At 42.6% G+C, this 22,325-nt stretch carries 13 protein-coding genes; 11 read left to right on the top strand and 2 right to left on the bottom strand.

The features are described from left to right. Positions 1–1,083: 1,083 nt before the first annotated feature. The 3 genes from DI53_RS20400 (at position 1,084) to DI53_RS17805 (ending at position 3,364) form a co-directional block, all read left to right on the top strand. Positions 1,084–1,257, top strand: a complete 174-nt coding sequence (locus tag DI53_RS20400; protein WP_157836797.1) for a hypothetical protein — start codon at positions 1,084–1,086, stop codon at positions 1,255–1,257. A 2-nt stretch (positions 1,258–1,259) separates the two neighbouring features. After that, entirely contained in the window at positions 1,260–2,834 is a 1,575-nt protein-coding gene (locus DI53_RS17800) for a hypothetical protein (RefSeq protein WP_052072547.1), read from the top strand. 272 nt (positions 2,835–3,106) lie between these two features. Further along, positions 3,107–3,364, top strand: a complete 258-nt coding sequence (locus DI53_RS17805) for a DUF3072 domain-containing protein (RefSeq protein WP_037503247.1) — start codon at positions 3,107–3,109, stop codon at positions 3,362–3,364. Positions 3,365–3,470: 106 nt separating this feature from the next. Here the strand turns inward: DI53_RS17805 and DI53_RS17810 are convergent, their stop codons facing one another. Then, positions 3,471–5,486, bottom strand: coding sequence for a BCCT family transporter (locus DI53_RS17810; RefSeq protein ID WP_037503001.1), 2,016 nt, complete (start codon positions 5,484–5,486; stop codon positions 3,471–3,473). A 937-nt stretch (positions 5,487–6,423) separates the two neighbouring features. On the opposite strand from DI53_RS17810, the gene nhaA reads away from it, so the two are divergent. Beyond that, positions 6,424–7,602 (top strand): Na+/H+ antiporter NhaA, encoded by a 1,179-nt coding sequence (gene nhaA / locus DI53_RS17815; protein WP_037503003.1) that lies wholly within the window; start codon positions 6,424–6,426, stop codon positions 7,600–7,602. Between the two features lie 134 nt (positions 7,603–7,736). Here nhaA and DI53_RS17820 read toward each other — a convergent pair whose 3' ends face one another. Continuing rightward, positions 7,737–8,615: a helix-turn-helix domain-containing protein gene (locus tag DI53_RS17820; RefSeq protein ID WP_037503006.1), complete on the bottom strand. Its 879-nt coding sequence runs from the start codon at positions 8,613–8,615 to the stop codon at positions 7,737–7,739. A 206-nt stretch (positions 8,616–8,821) separates the two neighbouring features. Here DI53_RS17820 and DI53_RS17825 point away from each other — a divergent pair, with 206 nt between their 5' ends. The 7 genes from DI53_RS17825 (at position 8,822) to DI53_RS17855 (ending at position 22,206) form a co-directional block, all read left to right on the top strand. After that, the gene (locus tag DI53_RS17825) at positions 8,822–10,408 is read left to right on the top strand and encodes a sensor histidine kinase (protein WP_081939499.1); all 1,587 of its coding nucleotides are present in this window, start codon (positions 8,822–8,824) and stop codon (positions 10,406–10,408) included. A gap of 312 nt (positions 10,409–10,720) precedes the next feature. Beyond that, positions 10,721–13,648 (top strand): CheR family methyltransferase, encoded by a 2,928-nt coding sequence (locus DI53_RS17830; protein ID WP_081939500.1) that lies wholly within the window; start codon positions 10,721–10,723, stop codon positions 13,646–13,648. Positions 13,649–13,655: 7 nt separating this feature from the next. Further along, complete coding sequence (locus DI53_RS17835) at positions 13,656–15,272, top strand: PAS domain-containing sensor histidine kinase (protein WP_037503011.1); 1,617 nt, start codon at positions 13,656–13,658, stop codon at positions 15,270–15,272. Then, positions 15,262–16,251, top strand: coding sequence for a chemotaxis protein CheB (locus DI53_RS17840; protein ID WP_037503014.1), 990 nt, complete (start codon positions 15,262–15,264; stop codon positions 16,249–16,251). Before DI53_RS17835 ends, DI53_RS17840 begins: the two co-directional genes overlap by 11 nt. Before the next feature lie 184 nt (positions 16,252–16,435). Further along, positions 16,436–17,542 carry an efflux RND transporter periplasmic adaptor subunit gene (locus tag DI53_RS17845; RefSeq protein WP_052072549.1) on the top strand — a complete coding sequence of 369 codons (1,107 nt, stop codon included), beginning with the start codon at positions 16,436–16,438 and terminating at the stop codon, positions 17,540–17,542. Between the two features lie 16 nt (positions 17,543–17,558). Next, positions 17,559–20,738, top strand: coding sequence for an efflux RND transporter permease subunit (locus DI53_RS17850; protein WP_052072550.1), 3,180 nt, complete (start codon positions 17,559–17,561; stop codon positions 20,736–20,738). Continuing rightward, positions 20,686–22,206, top strand: coding sequence for a TolC family protein (locus tag DI53_RS17855; protein WP_241462468.1), 1,521 nt, complete (start codon positions 20,686–20,688; stop codon positions 22,204–22,206). The genes DI53_RS17850 and DI53_RS17855 overlap by 53 nt, the downstream gene beginning before the upstream one ends. The last annotated feature ends 119 nt before the right edge of the window (positions 22,207–22,325 follow it).

The following is a 22,325-nucleotide window of genomic DNA, read 5'->3' on the forward strand; positions in this document are numbered from 1 at the left end:
TTTAATAAAAATATGTAGGTTTGTTTAATTGAGTTGCCCTTCCCAGGGGCACTATTTCATAAGCAGACTCTCCATGGTAACATGGAGGGTCAATGAAAACCACGCAACTTGTTGTTGTAGATTCGCCGAAGAGGATGTATTGCATTTCAAATATTAAGTTTCAGAAAAAAAAATCAAAAATATTTGCATTATCAAATTAGAAGACTTAACTTCAACTCATAATTACACAATAGCTATGAAATAGGAACTCTAGACCTAAGATTCCGAAACAAGTGCGACTGCTTATGAAAATGTTCTGGGGAATGGACATTCAATTATCCCTTCGTCACCCGACGGAGGGATTTGTTTTTAATAGGTTAAATATAGCCTTGAAGAGAAACAAAAATACCCATGGAACACACTCCATAAGAAGCTAGTTTCACCTTGCCGTATATTCAAATAAGTTGCTAATAATTGAATAATGTTCAATATTTGATGTACAATAATTGCACCAGCTCCCCCATTTGTTCGTCGAAAGCTTCCTTTCGCTTTTTTTAGCTAGGGGTTGTTACGTGCAGCTGCTTTTCAAACCATTATTTGGGCTTCGAAATTACCCATCGTAATTATCCGCTTATCGATCTTCCGTGATCACCGCCAGCGCTTTGAGTATTCCTCTACAGCAAATGGTAGCACCTAAGCATAAAAAGAGCCCGCTTTATAACGACAATCCTTGCGATTGGAAAAAGTCAAATCTGAAAATATTGAAAATGACTTGAAGCGGAAGAAATCGCGCTGTTTTAAACGTCACAGGAGCGGCACGAATATGTGATTGAGCAAGCATATTTTACGTTATCCAATTATTATTGATCTTGAAATATTGTAGAACACATTATAACTAAATATTTGAAATATATTTAATTTCTTTAAAACATTAGTCGATTAATCTTTCTGTAAACAAATATTACACATGTAGATTCTCAACTACAAACGTGAATTCTAATCTGCCATTCTGTTGTTTCTAAGGCACGCATCACTATTTTTGCTGCACTTAAAATAAAGGCTTGTCTATAAGAAATGACAGGAAAAAATAGGAAGAATTATTCTATGAAAAAGGTTACAAAATTAGTTTATGTTTCTCCATCTATTGATATGGCAATCATATCTATAGAAGGATCGATTGCTGCAGGTTCCGCGCAGGTACGCCCAGTAAATCCAAATCAACAGGCATCCGATGAATGGGATGTACAACCGGATGTTGACAGAACTTACACTTGGTAGATATGAAAAAGTATGTTAAAATAGCGGCAGCTACAGCTATGGTGGCTTGCGTTACCTTGTTTTTATTGAGCTGTGAAAAAAATAGCGTTGATCCTGTGTCTGATTCTGGGCCAGCGCAAGTATTTGTGAAATTGACAGATGTAGAACGAGACGTTGAAAACAATCTGGATTCTGCAGTTACTGGAAAGCAATTAAGTGCGGCAAACTCCACAAAAAGTTCATCCAGCAAGGTAAAAAATATACAACAGCAGACATTTTCACTTCCCTTTAGCGATGACATAACCGTTTTCGGCACGCTGCAGGAAGCAACAGACGGTGCCTCATCGGCTAGCACTGATTCTGTGCGATTAAAACAATCAAGTACGAATAAGGCTGCCGTGCAACGGAACCCGTTGACTCCTGGCACCCGTTATATCATTGCGGTTTATGCAGCGTCCGGCCAGTTTGTAGCGCAAAACACGTATATATCGGGCAGAGAAAGTGAGACAACCGCTTTTGTCCTCGACGGAGGATCTACGTACACGTTTATTGGATTATCCTATAATTCACAAAGCACGGTGCCTACGATCTCCTATTCGAATACCGGCGTTGGAACGCTTAGTACGGGATCGGTAACGGCCACCACACAAGATCTCATGGTGTTTAAGAAATCCGTAACCCTGACTGGAGGTAGCAACGTACTCGACGTCGTGTTGAAACATGTTTTTGCCGAAGTTACTACAAACCTGATTATCGATACCACAATAGGTGGAACAATAACTTCGATTAGTTCTGCGGATATGCGCCCCACGAGAACAAGCGCGACGTACGCCTTGGGAACGGAGGCCGTGACCTATGCAGCCCTATCTTCGACCGGCCAGACCGTAACATTTCCCACGATCCCTACAGGAGGTACAAAAAGACTAAGCAGCTCGCCGACGCTTTTGCTTTCTCCTGATGCGACAAATGGTGTGTTGACGTTGCGTAATTTAACAATAAACGGAACATCAAAAGCTGAATTTTTGATCCCCAATTTAAATGTTTCGCCAGGAAAAAAATACAACCTTAACTTGAATTTCCGAGTGCCGTGCACACAAGATGTGAACAGTACTGTTTTCGAGGCTAGGGATGGTAATTTCAAAGATTTTACAGCTCCGGGAGCTGACTATGGGTTTGTGATGGATCTGTATAACTTGGATAACTCATTCAACATGACGATCAACAACACGCGAATTGCATCGAATGAAATACAGTTTCAGGCATCCGTATCTGGATATCCGAGGAATATTCAATTTGCTGATGGGGCACTCTGGGGCTTGAATGGTGTTTCAGAAATTTACAATATGCAGGGTAGCGAGTCTTCACCTGTCATTAGAATCACGATAAGTTCAACGGGGCAAGTATCGTTGGAGGGAAGAAAAACGACTGGCGGCCCACTATTACCTTTGGTTCCAATTTCGGGCGGAAACCTAACCTTCAACAACGTTACTTGGAATAGAACTGGAAGTAACAGTATCAGAGTGACCCAAGTCGTCACCGGCGCCACCATTATTGCCGGCAGGGGGCGTGGAAAAAAAGTGATCAGCTGTACAAATTAAAACAACAGATAAGTTGCAACGTTGTTAAAGCCCGATACCGATATATATATATAAAATCTGGTATCGGGCTTTTCTATCAATAGCGTGAAGATTGTCACGCTTCATCCATCTGCTATATTCCCCCGCTGCACGCAATAAACAGTTCCAACAAATTTTCTCATTCATTGCTTTGCAACACCAACTTTCTCTAGGTGAAATCGTGCATAGAGCAAAAACACGGAAGAGGTAAAACTATTCTACAGCGGAATAGGTTCTTAAAAAAAGCTAAGAATATGGAAAATGCAAAAGATAAAAAACAAGACCTTCCTGCACAAAATGAAAACAACAATTCGAATACACAAAAGGATCCGGACGATTGGACCACGGGAAATGAAGCAATGACGGGTGCGCAAGCTTCCTACTTAAAGACTTTGTCTGATGAGGCTAATGTACCGTTCGAGGAAGGCCTTACAAAGGCTGAAGCATCGAAACGAATTGATGAACTACAACACCTGACCGGAAGAGGTTTGGATAATTCTTCCGAAAAGTAAAAGAAAAGAGTGTTGAAAACGTAGTTTTCGACACTCTTTTCTATCCATTTTATTTCAGTGATCCAAAAAGCTGAAATGCAGTCGAAAGCTCAGCATGATGAAAAACTTACTCCAACGAATCATTGCGGTTGCTGCTCACAAACATCTCATTTTTTTCTTCTGTTATGATTTCTAAGAAGCGTTCGTAATGCTTGAGCACATCGCTTATAAGTTCCTTTTTGGTGAAATATTGCACATCATAGCCGCTTCTAGAATCGCCAAAATAGGACTTTGGAAAATATGCTTTTTTATCTTCGACGTCAGGCAGATTTTCCTCTTCAAGTACATATTCGGAAATAAGCTTTAGCTGACATTTCACCCCGTACTTAAAATTATTAAGAACATCATGCTTAATTTCTATCTCCATTTTTGAGCGTACTCCAAAATCATTGATAGACGCAACAATATCATTCTTCGAGAATTCACTTCGTAGATCGGTGAATGCATCTTTTACGGTCGACTGAATAAACTCTTCTACCGATGATTTCTTTTTAAATGACACAATCTGTTGAAGCCTGTTCTGCCAGTTATCCCCCGACCAAGGAACAGTCGTTACGGAAAAGTCCTTCGCATAGTAGTTTCTATCTATGGTTAGCGCTTTCAGTAAGCTGATACCAAAAATCACCATCAAGATAGAAAATGGTAAGGCTGTGATCAAGGTCATCGTTTGCAATGCTTGAAGGCCACCTGCATTTAAAAGGATAAGCGCTAAAATAGCCAACAGCAAGCCCCAAAAAACCATCTGCCATTTTGGGTTGGACGTCGCGTTTCGGCTGGCTATGCTATTCATAACAAATATTCCCGAGTCTGCAGACGTAACAAAGAAAATGATGATAATGGCGATAACCATGTAGCTGGCTGTAGTAGAAAATGGTAGATACTCAAGAAAACGGAACATGAGCGCGTCGGGATCTGAAACAAGCGCGCCTAAAGCGCCGTTAGCGACGGAAAAGTCAAACCATATAGCACTATTTCCAAAAACAGACATCCAGATGAAATTGAAAACCGTTGGAATAATAAGGACAGCGGCTACAAATTCTCTGATCGTCCTGCCTTTTGATATTTTGGCGATAAACAAACCAACATAGGGCGACCATGAGATCCACCATGCCCAGTATAATATTGTCCAACTGTAAAACCACGGAAGCGTTTGCTGATCATACACATGCGTACCAAATGTCAGATTAAAAAAGTTATTGATGTAGTTACCTATTCCCTCGGTGAAACTCCCGATAAGGTAAACCGTCGGTCCTAGGAAAAGTACAAAAAGAAGTAGGATAATGACCGCAAATATGTTTACTTTACTCAGCAGCTTCACTCCCTTGTCGACACCTGTCGTGGCAGAAAAGACGGAAAGGGAAACTAACAACCCTACGATCAAAATTTGATAGCCAATGTTCGTTTCCGGAACAATATCTAATAATCGCAGCCCGGAATTAATTTGTACAACACCAAATCCCAACGTTGTGGTAATACCGAAGAATGTACTACACAGCGCAAACACGTCTATTGCGTTGCCTATCGGCCCATTGATTTTGTTCTTCAATAGCGGATAAAAGCAGCTCCTGAGCGAAAGAGGCAATCGATAACGATAGGTGAAGTAAGCAAGAGCTAATCCCACCATCCCGTAAATAGCCCAGGCATGTATGCCCCAATGAAAGAACGTGTAAAGCTGTGCATTTTTTGCCCTATTGACATAATGATTTACATCGAACACATCGGATGTGTAGTGCTGCATGGGTTCCGCAACGCTAAAATACATCAAGCCTATTCCCATACCTGCAGCAAATAGCATGGAGATCCATGAAAAGAAGGAGTACTCCGGTTTGCTATCGTTGGAACCCAACTTGATCTTACCAAAACTGCTAAACATGAGGTAGACCAAGAAAAAGACAAAAAGAGTTACTGTCCAAATATAGACCCAATTTAAATTTACGAAGATGAACTCTTTCATTTGATTCAAAATCAGTTCAGATAGATTAGGAAACATGGCTGAAACGAGGCACACCGTCAGAATAAAAATTAGACTGGGTACAATTATTCCTTTTTTGAAAGATGTTGTGAATGTTCTATGTTTTGCCATTTGGTCTTATATAATATTCAGTAATTTGAAATGATGTTTGTGCTAAAAAAGCTGCCTTTTTTCGTGCGGACGTACGCAAACTTACGAATGCTTTCCTATCTATCAAAAATAGTCCCCTGAACTGTTGGCGAATTATATAAAACGATCGCGCCATTTTCCTGCCGGATTACCGATAGCTACTATTTATAGATCGAGAAACTGTAGCAATTACAGCAAGCAAAGGTCATGCACAGCACAATTGTTTTTTTATAGGGCTAGGCGATTTTATGTAAATGAATAAGATGTATAAGAAATCGTACGTCAAGCTATAACAGCAACAAACTTCGGAGAATATTGTTTAAAAGTAAATCGTAGAAAAATTACGTCCTACATACTATTTCTGGATAATGATACTAAAGTCAAAGATATGATAAAGAGCGAACGCACAGCGTCGGCTATTTTCGATAGGCCGGCGAATTTGTCAAGCGATGTGACGGTATAAATATTGTAGACAACTAGTGGTTGCTTACCTAACGAATAGCGACTGATGTGTTTTAATCAGCCGCAGCCTTTCATAAATAAATAGCGCGACTTATAGTCTAAAACTATGTTGACTAAGCAATTTTATAAGTATATTTTATGCGATATTACGACGAGCGGCTCGTATATTTACCTATTTTAGCGCACCCAAACATCAACAATTGATCGAACATATTGTAGAAACTACATTAGGACAGATTCATAAAAAAACTTGTGGTGGGCAGTATTCTGATGGACTGGCATCTTACATGGAAAACAGGGATTGAAATCTAAAACTTTTGCACCAACGGGTATTGGTATTGTATAGCGATTACAATTCGCAGCGGAAGCAGCAAAAAGATCCGATATTTGTAAAGTCCGCGCTGGATAATTATGGCATGGAAGAATGGAACGAATTAAAAAACGATAAAGAATTATAATGGCACAATTAATCAATCTTACTGTTTTTAAGAACTTTTTTAAATCCACTAATGCTGGTGGTATCCTTCTGTTTATATGTGTAATTCTATCACTTATCGTCGCTAATTCCCCACTCGCAGAGTCGCTTCAATCCGCGCTAAATTATCGATTGGGGTATAGCTCAGAAAGCATTCATTTGGAGTACAGCCTAATTCTTTGGATTAACGATGGTCTGATGGCTATCTTCTTTCTCATGGTGGGGCTTGAAATCAAACGCGAGATCGTAGAAGGTGAACTTTCATCACCTCGCAAGGCCTCGCTCCCCATTCTCTGTGCTATCGGAGGTGCCATTGCTCCTGCTCTGATATATTTCGGTCTTAATGGTGGCACAGCAACCGCAAGCGGCTGGGGTATCCCCATGGCGACAGATATTGCATTTGCACTTGCCGTCATAGGTATATTGGGAACCAATGTTCCAGCTAGCTTAAAGATATTTCTCGCGGCTCTGGCAATTGTCGATGACTTAATTGCGATATTAGTCATCGCATTTTTCTACTCATCGGGAATACAAACCACCTATCTGTTATATGCCGGCATTGGAATGCTGGTTCTTATTTTAATGAACAGACTTAACGTGCAAAATCCCTTTCTCTATCTTATTCCCGGTATATTTATTTGGTACTTTGTACACCATTCTGGCATCCACGCTACTATCGCGGGCGTACTCGTTGCCATGACCATCCCAACAAATGATACAGATGTTGAATCTCCGCTGGAACGTTTAGAGCATGCACTCGTCAAACCTGTCAATTTCTTAATCATCCCACTGTTCGCATTTGCCAACACCAATATCACACTTGAACCGCAAATGATACATGGATTAACGGAGCCATTAGGGCTGGGTATTGGTCTCGGGCTGTTATTGGGTAAGCCCATCGGGATTCTCCTCATGACATTTGTTTGCACGAAACTAAAAATTAGCACCTTACCAGAAGGCGCAGGTTTTAAGCATATATTTGGTGTTGGATTGTTGGCAGGTATTGGCTTTACAATGTCCATCTTTATCTCCATTCTATCTTTTGGGGATCCCTTGCATGTCAGTGAGGCCAAACTTTCCATTCTAATCACTTCAGTGCTTGCCGGAATTCTAGGATATTTTACATTATATAGTTTGCGAAAAAAAACAATGCAGGCATAACGGTGATAGAGCAAGCCTATGATATTAGTTATCGCTTACAAGCTGTGATTCTTGAGCGTCTTAATTTACAAAGTCGATCGCTAACTCTTGAAGGGTGATCTCAAGTTTTAGCGATCTCCGTAAGATGCTGTGACTTAAACTAGTGATATCCGATACTCTAACGGTGTCTTTCCTGTTCGCTTTTTGAAAAGCCTATTTAGCATCTGGGGTTCCGTGAATCCTATTTGATACGCGATCTCGGCTACGGAGCCATCCGTGTCGGCAAGCAGCTTCTTTGCTTGGACGATAATCTGCTCCTCTATTCTGTCTTGAGCTGTACGCCCATAAAGGGCTTTGGAGAGGTCGTTTAAATAATATTTGGTGAAGCCAAGTTTACCAGCAAAATTATCCATAGAGGGAAGCTCAGGATTTGTCACCGAGCGGTTCATAGAGACGTCCTCGCATAACATGGAAAACTTCGTATCTACTTCTCTTGTTGCATCCCTTCTTTCCCTAAAAAATGTAGTGTAAGCCCGAAGAGTGACTGTCAATAATATTTCTAGATAGGAGTAGATTATTCGATGGCTAAATTCCGATGTTGCTCTGGAACATTCATTTTCAATCAATCCGAATAGTGCGGATATCGTAGCATGGTCTTCTCTGCTGTAATCAATACTTTCTGACAGCGAATAATTCACAAAACCAAAATCTTTGAACTTTGCTCTTACATTATAACTATTATACTTATGCAAATCAATCAAAACGTAGGAGCCTTTCGTAGTCATTTTGCCAAGGGCATGAAACTTTGCGTCATGCATTTTCAGAAATAAAAGTGTATGCTTATCATTCCCCGACAAACCTTCTATCGTAGCAAATAGTAAAAGGTGCATACTCTCTGTGAGTATTTGGCTAATTTCCGAAATAAACTTACCGACGTTTGAAAATTCACCCATTTGAAACGACGATTTAACGACCATCTCTTCTCCTTCCAGCGTATGCTCTTCGTCACCTAAACTTCTTTTTTTATCCTTCATAATGTGTTCTCATAGAATAAAACAGTACCAATCGCTTTACGTTTTAATATTTGTTCTTTATCAAACGGTTTTAATTGTTAAATTCATCACATAGATCAGGGTGCAGTCGATAAATTAAAATCAAAAAAGTTCGTCATTTGTTTATTATAAAAGCGTCATCCCTTAATTTCATCTACTGATTGGGATCTATGTTATAAAATTTGCCCGTGAACATTTTGATTAAACCATCTTCTATCTTTGCAACATTTACCATATTGATCGGACTTTCGTCCGTATTGGGATGGTTATGTGATCTACCAAATCTCTACACGTTCTTCTCACACGGGGCTTCGATGAAATTCAATACCGCTCTTGTGACAATACTATTGGGCTTTTCAATGGCGTGCGCCATTTACAAGAGATCGCTATTGTCGGGTTTTGTGGCGACGGCGATCCTAATGTTTTGCCTGCTAACCTGTATACAATATATATATGGTTTGAATTTTCATATTGACGAGCTGCTGGTTATAGATCATTTTACAAATTCTCATGTAGAACCTCCCGGCCGGATGTCACTATATACCACGGTCTGCTTTCTTACGGTGACGATGGGTTTGCTACTTGCACTTTTAAAAATTTACTACGTATCGCAGATTTTCAACTTGATAGGATTACTTGCTTCCTACATATCATTTGTAGGTATATTGTTTAATATCAGCGGACTTTTTTCATTCGGTTCATACTCAGCTATAGCTTTACCAACCACAATGGGTCTGATCAGTGCCTCGCTAGCGCTCATGTTGTACACGGCTGACAACGGGTGGTTAACTGAGATGGCATCCAAACATTCAGCCGCCGTAACGGCCCGCTACTCATTGTTGTACTTTTTTCTATCGTTACCCCTATTCGTAGGGTTATTTTTATTTCTGCTCTCAAAGGCCCAGCTACCTGCTGAATTGGCTATCGTGCTACTTATTGTAGGCTTCGCAGCGCTGACATTACCCTTCGCATTCATCTTACTGAAAAAGCTCAACCGATCCGACGATAAGTCTTGGGAATTAATGGAAGAATTGAAAGATCGTAGCCAAGAATTACATGATAATGTTAACAAACTTGCGAGGAAAAATACAGACCTCGACAGCTTAATCCATATTATTAGCCATGATTTAAAGACCCCAATAACCTCTTTGCAAGCATCTTTGGCGATCCTAGAACGAAAACTTGACTCGCAAATGCAGGACCAAGAACGGCAGCTATTTACTATTTCTAAAAGATCGGTCAATCGTTTGACAGAAACAATTAAAAATTTAGGCGAAATTATTAAAACCAAACGCCTAGACAATCACAACATAGAAAAGATTGACTTATGTGCTATGGTGAACGGCATTAAGTCTGAGCTTGAAGGGACTGTAGCGGAAACGAATGGCGAGATCAATGTAAACATCGACTTCTGCGAGGTATACTATGATCGTATTCACCTGCACAGTATTATACAAAACCTCATAACCAATGCGCTTAAATATCGCCATCCCCAAAGGCGCCCAATTGTAAATATAACCTCTTGGGAAGTCGAGAGTGGTGTTAATGTACGCGTGGAGGATAATGGCTTGGGTATTCCTGAAAAACAAAAGCAAAACCTGTTTAACAAATACACAAGATTTCATGAGCATATTGAAGGAACTGGCGTAGGCCTATATTTAGTAAGACAATTGCTCGGTAGTCATGGAGGATCGATAGCGGTAGAAAGCGAAGAAGGAAAAGGAACCGCCTTTACTATATTTTTGCCAGTGAAAAGGTTTGATGGTAAAGTTTAGCTAATCTATATACAATGAGCCATTGAATCAGACAACGGCACGTCGGCATTGCAGTCTACTAAATTTCAGCTGATTTTGAATTTTGAAAACGAGCTTATGTCCGGAACGGCTGATACACATCGAGGGCTCTCTCCTTTGCCCCTTGCGAACTGTCCGGCCACATCACCTTCCCTATCATGCGCGCTTCCACAACATTTCTAAATCCAAGACCTTACTAGGTTGATTTTGGATACAGCTGGATTTTTAAGCTTTTTCTCGAGATTTGTATTTATTAAACTAAATTAGCATTCCGCAACATCCCATGCAGTATACATGATGAAAAACAAAGTACAAGAAGAGAATAGTATAAAGTCCGAAAACGCAATAAACGAAACGATTAGGGCAACGGAACGATTTTCCGTGGTTGGTCTTGGTGCAGGCGTTGGGTCGCTGACCGCCCTGGAACAATTTTTCAGGCATATGCCTACCAATCCTTCTATTGCTTTTGTGATCATTGCCCACAATCTGGATCTTACACTTTCTGCTTATCAAGAACGTGTGCAATCGTTCAGCCCAATGCCGGTGGAACTTGCTACAGATGGTCAGGAATTGGAACCCAATAAAATTTATCTCACCCCTTCAGACAAAGAAGTTGGTATGCATCAAAAAAGATTCTTGTTCTTTGAACCTACGCGTGATAAGGGTGCATGCATGGTCATCGATCAGTTTTTTGAATGCCTTGCAGAAGATCAAGGCGCCATGGGCGTAGGAATTGTATTATCCGGTATAGGTGCTGATGGAGAAACGGGTGTACGTATGATCAAAGAGAAACTTGGTATGACTATGGCACAGCAACCGGAAACAGCTGAATTTCCCAGCATGCCTACTGCGGCTATACGCACGCAGCTGATAGACTACGTCCTTCCTCCTGAACAAATGCCGGCTAAACTTGTACAATATCTTCTACATCCATCTATTCATACACTACAGGGAAATATGGAAGACAATATGGATAATGACATCCATATCCAAAAAATCTTAATGCTGTTGCGGGCGAGCACGGGGCATGATTTCACCCTTTATAAAAAAAATACCATTTCCCGACGTATAGAAAGACGCATTGCCTTTCATCAACTCGCAGGATATGACAGTTACGTACATTTTCTTCGGGAGCATCCTGCAGAGCTCGACACACTATTCAATGAATTGTTGATCAATGTAACCAAATTTTTTAGAGATCGGCATGGATTTGAAATATTGAAAAGACATCTTTATCAGCTACTGGAGAGCAAGGATCCTGATGAGCCTATCCGTATTTGGATTGCTGGCTGTTCGACGGGAGAAGAAGCTTACAGTGTGGCTATCCTCGTAACAGAATACCTCGAGAATGCTGCCATGCAACCGCGCAACAGACCCCAGATATTCGCCACAGATCTCGATGCCCAAGCAATAGACCAAGCCCGGGACGGCTTCTATTTCTCCAATATTGCATCGGAACTTAGTCCGCAACAACTCGATCGCTTTTTCATCGAAAGGAATAATGGCTATGTAGTAAAAAAAGAAATAAGGGAAATGATTGTTTTTGCGCAGCACAATTTAGTAAAGGATGCGCCATTTACGCGTTTAGACCTGCTTTGCTGTCGCAATGTGATGATCTATCTGACCGCAGAACTGCAAAAGAAAATCATTCCGATTTTTCATTACTCGCTCAATGGAAGTGGTCTTTTATACCTAGGGCCGGCCGAATCGATTAATGGCTATCAGGATATTTTTGACATCGTTGATTCGAAATGGAAAATTTTCCGTCGCAAAAACGGTATCGCTGCCGTCGGAAAATTTTTAGACTTTCCATTTCATGTAGGTACTCAGGGAAAACAATTCAAATCAGATTTAAGCATGCCACAGACCGCTAAAAATCCGGTTGCCGAACACTTCAATAAAATGCTGTTGCAACAACATACTCCAGCAGCGTTTTTACTAAATGAGAAGGGCGAAATTCTGTACGTGAATGGTAAGACAAATCGGTATGTAGAATTGCACCCTGGTGAAGCCGTTATGAATATTCACCGCATGATTCGTGAAGAATTGAAGTATGTTTTGAGCAATGCCTTTCATCAGGCACAGCGGCAAAAAACAACCGTAGCGGTACAGGATATCAAAATAAAAGAAGGCAGTAGAACACTCGCTGTCGGCTTTACGGTGACCTACATTGATGAGTCTCCGCTACAAGGGATGATATTAGTTACTTTTCGAGAAAAAGACCTGCCAAAACGTACTGGTAAACCAAAACAGAATGGCACGGTTTCGACAGCTGCAGTGGAAGAATTGGAGAAGGAGCTTACCTATACCAAGCAACAGCTTCACACGACCATCGAACAAATGGAAACATCACTTGAAGAACTTAAATCAACCAACGAAGAGCTGCAAAGCACCAATGAAGAACTTCAAAGTACCAATGAGGAAGCTCTTACTACGAAAGAGGAAATGCAATCGCTCAATGAAGAGCTAATGACGATTAACCATCAGTACCAGACGAAAGCTGAAGAGCTTACGCAACTGAACAACGACATGAAAAACCTGTTGGATAATATTGAAATTGGTACGATCTTTTTGGACAATAAACTCAGCATATTACGGTTTACCCCCCAGATTACGCGATTGTTCAATGTTATTCCCAGCGATGTGGGCCGGTCAATTACCCACATTGTATCCAATTTCGACTACCCAGCAATTGAAAATAAAATCACTGATGTGATTGATACACTTATAGGTAAAGAATTGGAAGTGAAGACGAAAAAAAATGAATGGTATAATTTGCGTATCATGCCTTATCGAACTATGGATAATTTTATCAGTGGCGCCGTCCTAACATTCACCAAAACCACACCCGTTAAGGCTTTACACACGCAGTTATCCGGATTGTTAAGTTATACACTCGCCTCCATCCGTCATGAATCAGATGCCGTCGCAATTTTGGATGCAGACTATAAATTAATTATTAATAATAATGCATTTCTGCAATTATTCAACTTAACTATTTTAGAATTAAATGAACATTCTTTGCTCGACATTGTTCATAACAAATGGCAGATGACCGAATTTGCGGATGGACTTAAGACAGCTGACCTACACATGCAGATGAAAATTCAACATCATATCAATGGAGTCGGTTGGCTCGATCTTACTGCAACCATAGACAAGATACCGAATGATGAAAACAAAATCGAAGCAATCAAATTAACTTTAATAAGACATAACTAGCGCCCACATGGAATTAGACCAGCAACAAAACCGTTTTGAAATCCTTCGCTACAGAGCGGAAAGCGTGTTAGGGCAGTCCTTAACAGCGAAGCCACTGGCTCTAGACGAAAAATTGACTAAACTAATACAAGAGCTGGAGCTTTACCAAATAGAGCTGCACATGCAAAGCGATGAAATTACCGCTTCACAAGTCGCACTCGAAAGCGAACAAGCCAAATTCGCGGGCTTTTATAATGCGGCGCCTGTTGGTTATGTAATCTTAGATCATGATGGAACGATACAGCAAGTAAATACAAAAGGTGTTACGCTGCTTTCGAATACGACGAAAGTGATACATGGCTGTAACTTTGGACTGTGCATTCACCCTGATTCGCGCGAAACATATTTCAAATTTTTGGACGCCTGCAAGCGCATGTCTGAAGGAGCTCATGCCGAGGTTATGCTGAACATGAACAATGGAGAGCTGCGCTTTGTGGTGTTACACGGTAGCTGTTCCAAAAATGCTGTTACCAATCGTGACACGTATTATATCACGGTCGGTGATATTACCACGACAAAACTGGAAGAGCAACGCCAGGCTGAAACTGCCGAACGGCTTGCGTTGTCCCTCGAGGCTTCTGGATCTGGCATTTGGAAAACATCAGCTTGTCGTAAAATTATCTATTTGGATGACTATGCTAAGCAATTGTTAAATATCGATAATTTGCAAAATCATTTCGCTGTAAGCGAGCTGTCTGCATTGTTCATTCCGGAGGATAGCGTGAAATTTCAACAATGTACTGAGCTTCCTGATCAATACATGGAACTGGACATCGAGCTGCAACGCCTACCTGTGCGCCGGAAATCAAAATATATATCGGTGAAAGGTCGCGCTGTCAAAGAGCTGAATGGCAATAGCTATCTAACGGGGATTCTGACAGATATAACCGACCGTAAAAAAAGTCTTGCTATTGAAGAAGAGCGTAGAAAAGTGCAACAGTTGCTATTACAAAAAACGTCCGTAGAAGCACAAGAGCGTGAGCGGGAAAAGATAAGCGCCATACTGCATGACAGTGTTTGTCAGATTTTATATGCGATACGTTATAGTTTAAACGTGCTAAAACAAGAGGGGGCTTTGCCGAAAGAGCTAACTGAAATGTACAATTTGCTGGAGCAGGCCATTGCAGAGTTGCGTACCTTATCTGCCAATATCTCCCCAACCATTTTGAAAGATTTCGGCTTTGTGGCGAGCATGCAAGATACCGTTCGTCGTTTAGAAAATATTGGATTTCACATCTCCTCCGAAATAGACCTCGGAGCCGATCGTTTACCAAAAGACATGCAGCTTTATGTTTTTCGCATTATACAGGAATTGATTAATAACAGTATAAAACATTCGGGTACGAATACCGCCAACGTTATTGTAAAGAAACAGGAAGGTTGTGTAAGCGTTGAAGTGAAAGACGAAGGGAAAGGCTTTGGTGATGACCTTGAAGAAGCGATCAAAAGGGGTTCAGGTATACGCGGGATATCTAATAGAGTGTCATTACTAAATGGAAAATTTGAGATTCTAGCCGAAGTGGGAACGCATTTTAAAATCGTGCTACCTCTAAATCCTCAAGAAACTTTTTTGTATGAGCAGTAAGGAAGTATATAACATTGTCGTAATTGGTGCTTCCGCTGGTGGACTGCCTGTCTTGAGTGACGTTCTGGCATCGCTAAGCACCAAAACCAAAGTCAGTGTTTTTATCGTGATCCATCTGAGCGAAAGCGTCAACCCGACGTATACCCTGCAGCGTTTGCAGGAACGATCTGCTCTACCCATAGTCATCGCCGAAGAAGGTATGCCAATCGAGCATAACAGGGTTTATCTCGCTCCTGCCGACCAACATATGATGCTTGAAAAAGACCGCATATTGGTGAGGCGTGGAGCATTGGAAAATCATTGGCGCCCGTCTATCGACGTGCTGTTTAGAACTGCTGCCGCCGCATACGATTCATGCGTTACAGGAATTATCCTTAGTGGATTGTTGGACGACGGAACATCAGGTATGATGGCCATTAAGAGCGCTGGTGGAAGATGCTTGGTTCAAGAACCCGAAGAAGCGTCGTACGCCGATATGCCACGCAATGTACTGAGCAATATCGCTGTAGACTATCGCGTTTCTGCGCATGAAATTACTTATATACTTGCTGATATCTATTCCCGAGGCGACTGTTTACCACAAGAAGTCCCAAAAGATCTTCAACAAGAAGCGGCTATTACCCTGCGCATGTCCAGCAATATGGAGTCCACCATCACGCTCGGCGACCCGACACTGATGACATGCCCAGACTGCGGCGGCGTATTAACAAAGATAGAAGAACATGGGCACACCAGATACCGCTGTTATACTGGCCACGTTTTTTCGGAACCGCAGCTGGATGACCAATACTTGAAGCGCACAGAAGAGACGCTATGGGTTGCACTGCGGATGATGGAAGAGCGCCGAAACTTTATGGTTAATATGGATAACAGACCCCAATTCAGTCCGGATACGACCGGGCGACGAGCCCAACGAATCAATGAATTAAAAGATCATATCACCCAACTTAAAAGCTTACTAACTTCCTTAAACAACTAGTAACCGTTGCGGACTTTTGCACAGGTGATTCGCTGTGGCGTTCAGTATAGTCCTATCCAACGCGAACGCGAACTAAAAGCGGAAAATAACGGTAACTAAATCGGCCTATGATTGTTCTATCTACAACACCTTACAAAACTGATACGTGAACAAAAAGGACTCATTATGCAAACTGGCCAAGAGCATGTCGCTTTTTCTCCTTTTTACGGCGTGCACAAGCACGGATAAAAAAGCGGAAGAAACCGAAAAACCCGCTGCCCACACGGTACTCACAATACAGCCGCAAGAGACGACACGCTATGTCAGCTACCCCGCTTCTATTCAAGGACAAGATGTTATTGAAATTAGGCCACGTGTGGAAGGTTATCTGGAAGAGCTATATGTCGACGAAGGGGCTACCGTAAAGAAGGGACAACGACTATTTCGAATAGCTAGCCCACAGTTTGAACAGGAGAAGCGTGTGGCCCAGGCAGCCATCCAGACGGCACAGGCTGATGTAGACGCTGCAGACATGATGGTTCGTAAGACTAGACCATTAGTGGAGAAAGAAATCATTAGCGAATATGAACTGGAGGCCGCCGACTACGCTCTAAAAGCAAAAAAGGCGGCGTTGGCACAAGCAAGGGCTAACCTGGTCAATGCTGAAGCCAACTTGGGTTTCACTATAGTCAGCAGTCCTAGTGATGGCATCATCGGTACAATTCCGTACCGCAAGGGAAGCTTGGTCGGCCTCAACGCCAGCTCACCACTCACCTTCCTGTCGTCCAACAAAGCGATGTACGTTTATTTCTCGCTCGACGAAAAACAGCTTCTCGCCTTTAACCGCCAATTCAGCGGAAAAACCGTTCAGGAAAAATTAAAAAATTTACCAGCCGTAGAACTGCTACTTGCCGATGGCAGCGCATACGAACATACCGGTCAGGTAGAGACAGCGAGTGGCCTCTTAACGACACAAACTGGATCTGCAAATTTCCGAGCCACATTTCCCAATCCATCCGCCCTATTGCAAAGCGGTGGAAGCGCAATTTTACGCATCCCAAGAAAGGTCGATCAGGCGATTGTTATCCCACAGTCTTGCACATTTGAAGTGCAGGATAAGCGTATGGTTTATCTCCTGCATAAAGATAATCGCGTACGTAGTAAAGCTATTGTGACAACGGCTACGAATGATGGCAAACATTTCATCGTGGAAGACGGTCTTAGCAAAGGCGATATCATTGTACTCAGTGGCACGGCTAGTCTCAAAGATAGTGTGCTTATTGCGCCAACGCAGATCAACTCAAAACGTTAACGGTCATCGCGGTTTCATGAAAAAAAACAACAAAAAGAAATCCAGTCGGCTCAAACTATTTATCGACCGTCCAGTGCTTAGTACGGTCATATCCATCATCATTGTCCTGTTAGGCATATTGGGCATTCTTACACTGCCTGTAGCACAATATCCTGATATCACACCACCCACCGTACAGGTAACCGCCACGTATATTGGCGCCAATGCCGATGTTGTTCAACGTAGCGTGATCGTACCGCTGGAAGAGCAGATAAATGGTGTGGAGGGAATGACCTACATGACCTCCACGTCGACCAATGAGGGCGTTGGCACTATAGATATTTATTTTGAGATCGGAACCGACCCAGACATGGCTGCCGTGAACGTACAAAACCGAGTTTCTACGGCAAACAGCCTTCTTCCACAGGAGGTCACTCAAGCTGGCGTCATTGTCAAGAAAAGGCAGGGCAGTAACCTTTTTATAAATGCCATTTACAGCGATAAGGAAGAGTACGATCAAAATTTTCTACAGAATTATGCCGAGATAAATATTATCCCCCAGCTGAAACGAATTAAAGGTGTGGGCGATGCTTCAGCTATGGGGCGCCGTCTATATGCCATGCGGATTTGGTTAAAGCCGGAAGTGATGGCGTCCTACGGACTTACGCCCCAAGATGTGTCACTGGCACTTAGCAACCAAAATATCGAGGCCGCACCTGGGAAATTTGGCGAAAACGGCGACCAAAGCTTTCAATATGTTATTAAATATACGGGCAGGCTCACTTCCATCGCCGCGTTTGAAGACATCATCGTACGCTATGCAGGTCAGGGAAACCTGATACGTTTAAAAGACATCGCTCGCATAGAATTGGGCGCAGAAAGTTACGGTGTAACACCCACAGTAAATGGTAAAGCTTCGGTAAATATTGCCGTCAACCAGATCGCCGGGGCCAATGCCAAGGAAGTAATTGAGGGCGCGAAAGCAGTATTTGCTGAAGCAGAAAAGTCTTATCCTGCAGGAATTCACAATGTAACCTTTGTTGATATCAATACATTTCTAGATGCATCTATTTCAAAGGTTATCTACACGCTGATCGAATGTTTCCTTTTAGTATTTTTCGTGATCTTCATTTTTCTTCAGGATTTTAGAAGTACTATAATACATGGTATATCGGTTCCGGTATCGATCACAGGCACCTTTTTCTTTCTACAGCTTTTGGGCTACAGCATAAACCTGCTTACACTATTTGCTATGGTGCTGGCCATCGGCATCGTTGTGGATGATGCCATCGTCGTGGTAGAGGCTGTTCATGCAAAACTTGAAGGCGGTTATAAGTCAGCTCGAAAGGCCGCTATTGACGCTATGTCTGAAATATCATCGGCGATAGTCTCTATTACCTTGGTCATGGCTGCCGTTTTTGTGCCCGTGAGCTTTATGGGCGGCTCGACGGGTGTCTTTTATAAACAATTCGGCATTACCCTTGCGATCGCTATTATAATTTCTGCCGTTAACGCTTTGACCCTTTGCCCCGCCCTGGCTGCCCTGTTCCTTAAACACCCAGCGCACGCCGGCACGGATGTCAAAAAGAAAAAAGGCCTGCTCGTGCGCTTCGGGCAAGCATTTAATGCGGGTTATGATAAGGTGCTGGACAAATATAAAATAGCGATCAGCTTCTTTGGTCGTAAGAAATGGTTAATGGGGCTTTTTACCATTACCTGTGCATTATCGTTGGGATTCGCCTTTCGGGAAACACCGGCTAGTTTTGTGCCACCCGAAGATATGGGAACGGTTTTCGTGATGATGAGCCTCCCTCCCGCTTCGTCCATGGAAAGAACAACGGTTATCGCTAACGAAGTAGACAGTATCATACGATCTATGCACGCCGTAAACAATGGGCTACGAATGGTGGGGCGAAACAATATCGCGGGCGAGGGAAGTTCCTATGCCATGGAAATTGTTAAGCTAAAGCATTGGAAGGATCGTAAAGGCATCAACAACGAAGATTTTATCGCCGAGCTACGCGAAAAAACGGCTCACATTCAGGATGCAAAACTTCAATTTATCTCACAGCCCACGATTACGGGCTTCGGTGCCAGTGGCGGCTTCGAGCTACAAGTGCAAGATCAAGCCGGCCATTCCATTGACGAGCTTTACAAAGTTTCTCAGACATTTATCAGCGCGCTCAATAAGCGTCCAGAGATACAAACTGCATCTACTTCGTTCGATCCTAATTTCCCGCAGTATCAAATGTCGGTGAACGTACCTAAAGCGCAGGAAGCAGGCGTCAGCGTGTCGGCTATATTAGAGGTGATGCAAAGTTACTACGGCGGACTGTATGCAAGCAATTACAATCAATTTGGAAAACAATATCGGGTGATGGTACAGGCCGATACAGCTTACCGAGCTAATATAGATGGGATAAAAAACATATTCGTGCGGACCGATGACGGGCAGCAGATGGCTCCCATCACGGAATTTATCGAACTTAAGCGGGTTTACGGCCCAGAAAGTATCGCACGCTTCAACATGTTTACAGCCGTAACAATCAACGGCTCGCCTGATACAAAACACAGTTCAGGAGAAGCACTGCTCGCTATCCAAGACGTAGCAGCAGAAGTGCTCCCCGAAGGATATGGTTATGAATTCTCCGGGATAAGCCGTGAAGAACAAGCTAGTGGAAAACAGTCTATCCTCATCTTTTCGGTTTGTCTAATCTTTGTATACTTCCTGCTTTGTGCCCAATATGAAAGCTATGTGCTTCCGCTTGCAATTATATGCTCGCTACCTGTGGGACTATTAGGCGTATTAGTCTTTGTAAACCTATGGGGATTGGATAATAATATTTATGTGCAGATCACCTTGATCATGCTGATCGGCCTGCTTTCAAAAAATGCGATATTGATTGTAGAATTCGCCTTGCAAGCGAGGAAGAGCGGGCTTTCGATTTACGAAGCGGCAATTCAGGGTGCTGAAACACGACTACGTCCCATATTGATGACCTCTTTTGCTTTTATCTTTGGCTTGCTTCCATTACTTTTTTCTTCAGGGGCGGGCGCCAAAGGCAATATTTCTATTGGCGTAGGCTCTATTGGGGGTATGCTTACTGGTACTTTATTAGGTGTATTTATGGTTCCGGTACTGTTTATGGTATTTCAAGGACTACATGAAAAAATCAGTAGTAAATTTAAGGAGGACGACCATGCGGCACTATCTTAACCCAGATCTTCATCTCACACAGGGAAGGACGAAATGGCTTTTAGCATCGGCACTTATCTTCATGATCTGCGCATTCGTATGGTCCTGTGGCGTGACCAAAAGCTACCAAAAGCCTGCAATTTCCCGCGACAGCAAATTGTTTAGAGATCAAGATACATCAATTGCCGATAGCAGCACGCTGGCCGCAATTCCTTGGCAACGCCTATTTACAGATCAGAAGTTACTCGAGCTCATTGATATGGGACTACACAACAATTACGATGTAAAAATTGCTGTTGCCCGGATCAGCGCGTCGGCGGCGGCCTTCCGGCAAAGCAAGCTGGCCTTCTATCCTACCTTATCCGTTAACGGCGAGGCCTCGTACAATCGTCGCTCCACGGCGCAGATCAGAGCAAATGGTGTTGACATAAATTCTATACCGGACAATCAAATTTACGATCTTATTGCTACCACAAGTTGGGAGATCGATGTATGGGGAAAGCTTCGCAGCACAAAAAAAGCCCAATATGCTGCATTTTTGGCCAGCCGATCCTACTTACGCACTATTCAAACGCAGCTCGTCGCATCGATCGCGATAAATTACTACCAGCTGCTAGCTTACGATGAGCAGTTAAGAATTTTAGATTCTACCGTAATGAATAGGGAGCGCGATGTCGATATTGTTAAGACATTAAAACAAAGTGCAGTCGTGACCGGAGCAGATATTGCAAACAGTGAGGCAAACGTTAAAGTCGCGAAATTGCAGATACCGGAGGTGATGCAGCAGCGAAGAGAAATAGAAAATGCGATGTCCATCCTCCTTGGCACATCGCCGCATGAAATACCTCGGACGCGGTTTGACAGCCTCACGATCGACAGTAGTTTGCGCATCGGCGTACCCGCACAGTTACTGGCAAATAGGCCTGATGTGCAAGAGGCCGAACAGGCATTTCAGCGTGCCTTCGAGCTGACAAACGTCGCCCGTACACATTTTTATCCTTCCCTTCTGATATCGGGAAATGCAGGATGGGCCACGGCCAATACTTTGCAAGGTTTCTTTAGCGGCACATTCTATGGAAGCCTAATTGGGGGACTCGTGCAACCCATATTTAACCAAGGTATCAATAGGCAGCGTCTGACAACGGCCGATGCCGCACAGGATGAAGCATACTTCACTTTTCAAAATACCCTTTTGGTAGCGGGGCAAGAGGTCAGCGATGCACTTTACGCCTTCGAGATAGCTAGGGAGAAGGAATTGATCCGCACGGAACAGATCAAGGATTTAAACAGAGCAGCGGCATTTACGAAAGAACTCCTCCGCTATACGCCAAACACCAACTACACCGATGTACTGACCGCAGAGCAAAACTTGCTACAAGCTCAATTGGAAGCTGTGTCTGACAAGTTACAACAATTGGTTGCTGTAGTTGAGCTGTACCGTTCTTTAGGTGGCGGATGGCAATCCGAAGAAAATATCACTAGCAAATAAACACCTCGTCCTATTGGGATATTACTGATCTTAGCGAAACCTTTATTTTAAACGGCTGTTGGGTTAACCAAACTATACCACAGGTAGGTGCATAAAAAAAGGGAACTTCCCGAAAGAAA

It is taken from the genome of Sphingobacterium deserti, from assembly GCF_000757725.1.
Classification (GTDB): domain Bacteria; phylum Bacteroidota; class Bacteroidia; order Sphingobacteriales; family Sphingobacteriaceae; genus Sphingobacterium; species Sphingobacterium deserti.

Excerpts from the sequence above, each read along its gene's own strand:
- DI53_RS20400 (WP_157836797.1), top strand. The coding sequence starts at position 1,084 with ATGAAAAAGGTTACAAAATTAGTTTATGTTTCTCCATCTATTGATATG.
- DI53_RS17800 (WP_052072547.1), top strand. The coding sequence starts at position 1,260 with ATGAAAAAGTATGTTAAAATAGCGGCAGCTACAGCTATGGTGGCTTGC.
- DI53_RS17805 (WP_037503247.1), top strand. The coding sequence starts at position 3,107 with ATGGAAAATGCAAAAGATAAAAAACAAGACCTTCCTGCACAAAATGAA.
- DI53_RS17810 (WP_037503001.1), bottom strand. The coding sequence starts at position 5,486 with ATGGCAAAACATAGAACATTCACAACATCTTTCAAAAAAGGAATAATT.
- nhaA (WP_037503003.1), top strand. The coding sequence starts at position 6,424 with ATGGCACAATTAATCAATCTTACTGTTTTTAAGAACTTTTTTAAATCC.
- DI53_RS17820 (WP_037503006.1), bottom strand. The coding sequence starts at position 8,615 with ATGAAGGATAAAAAAAGAAGTTTAGGTGACGAAGAGCATACGCTGGAA.
- DI53_RS17830 (WP_081939500.1), top strand. The coding sequence starts at position 10,721 with ATGATGAAAAACAAAGTACAAGAAGAGAATAGTATAAAGTCCGAAAAC.
- DI53_RS17835 (WP_037503011.1), top strand. The coding sequence starts at position 13,656 with ATGGAATTAGACCAGCAACAAAACCGTTTTGAAATCCTTCGCTACAGA.
- DI53_RS17840 (WP_037503014.1), top strand. The coding sequence starts at position 15,262 with ATGAGCAGTAAGGAAGTATATAACATTGTCGTAATTGGTGCTTCCGCT.
- DI53_RS17845 (WP_052072549.1), top strand. The coding sequence starts at position 16,436 with ATGTCGCTTTTTCTCCTTTTTACGGCGTGCACAAGCACGGATAAAAAA.
- DI53_RS17850 (WP_052072550.1), top strand. The coding sequence starts at position 17,559 with ATGAAAAAAAACAACAAAAAGAAATCCAGTCGGCTCAAACTATTTATC.
- DI53_RS17855 (WP_241462468.1), top strand. The coding sequence starts at position 20,686 with ATGAAAAAATCAGTAGTAAATTTAAGGAGGACGACCATGCGGCACTAT.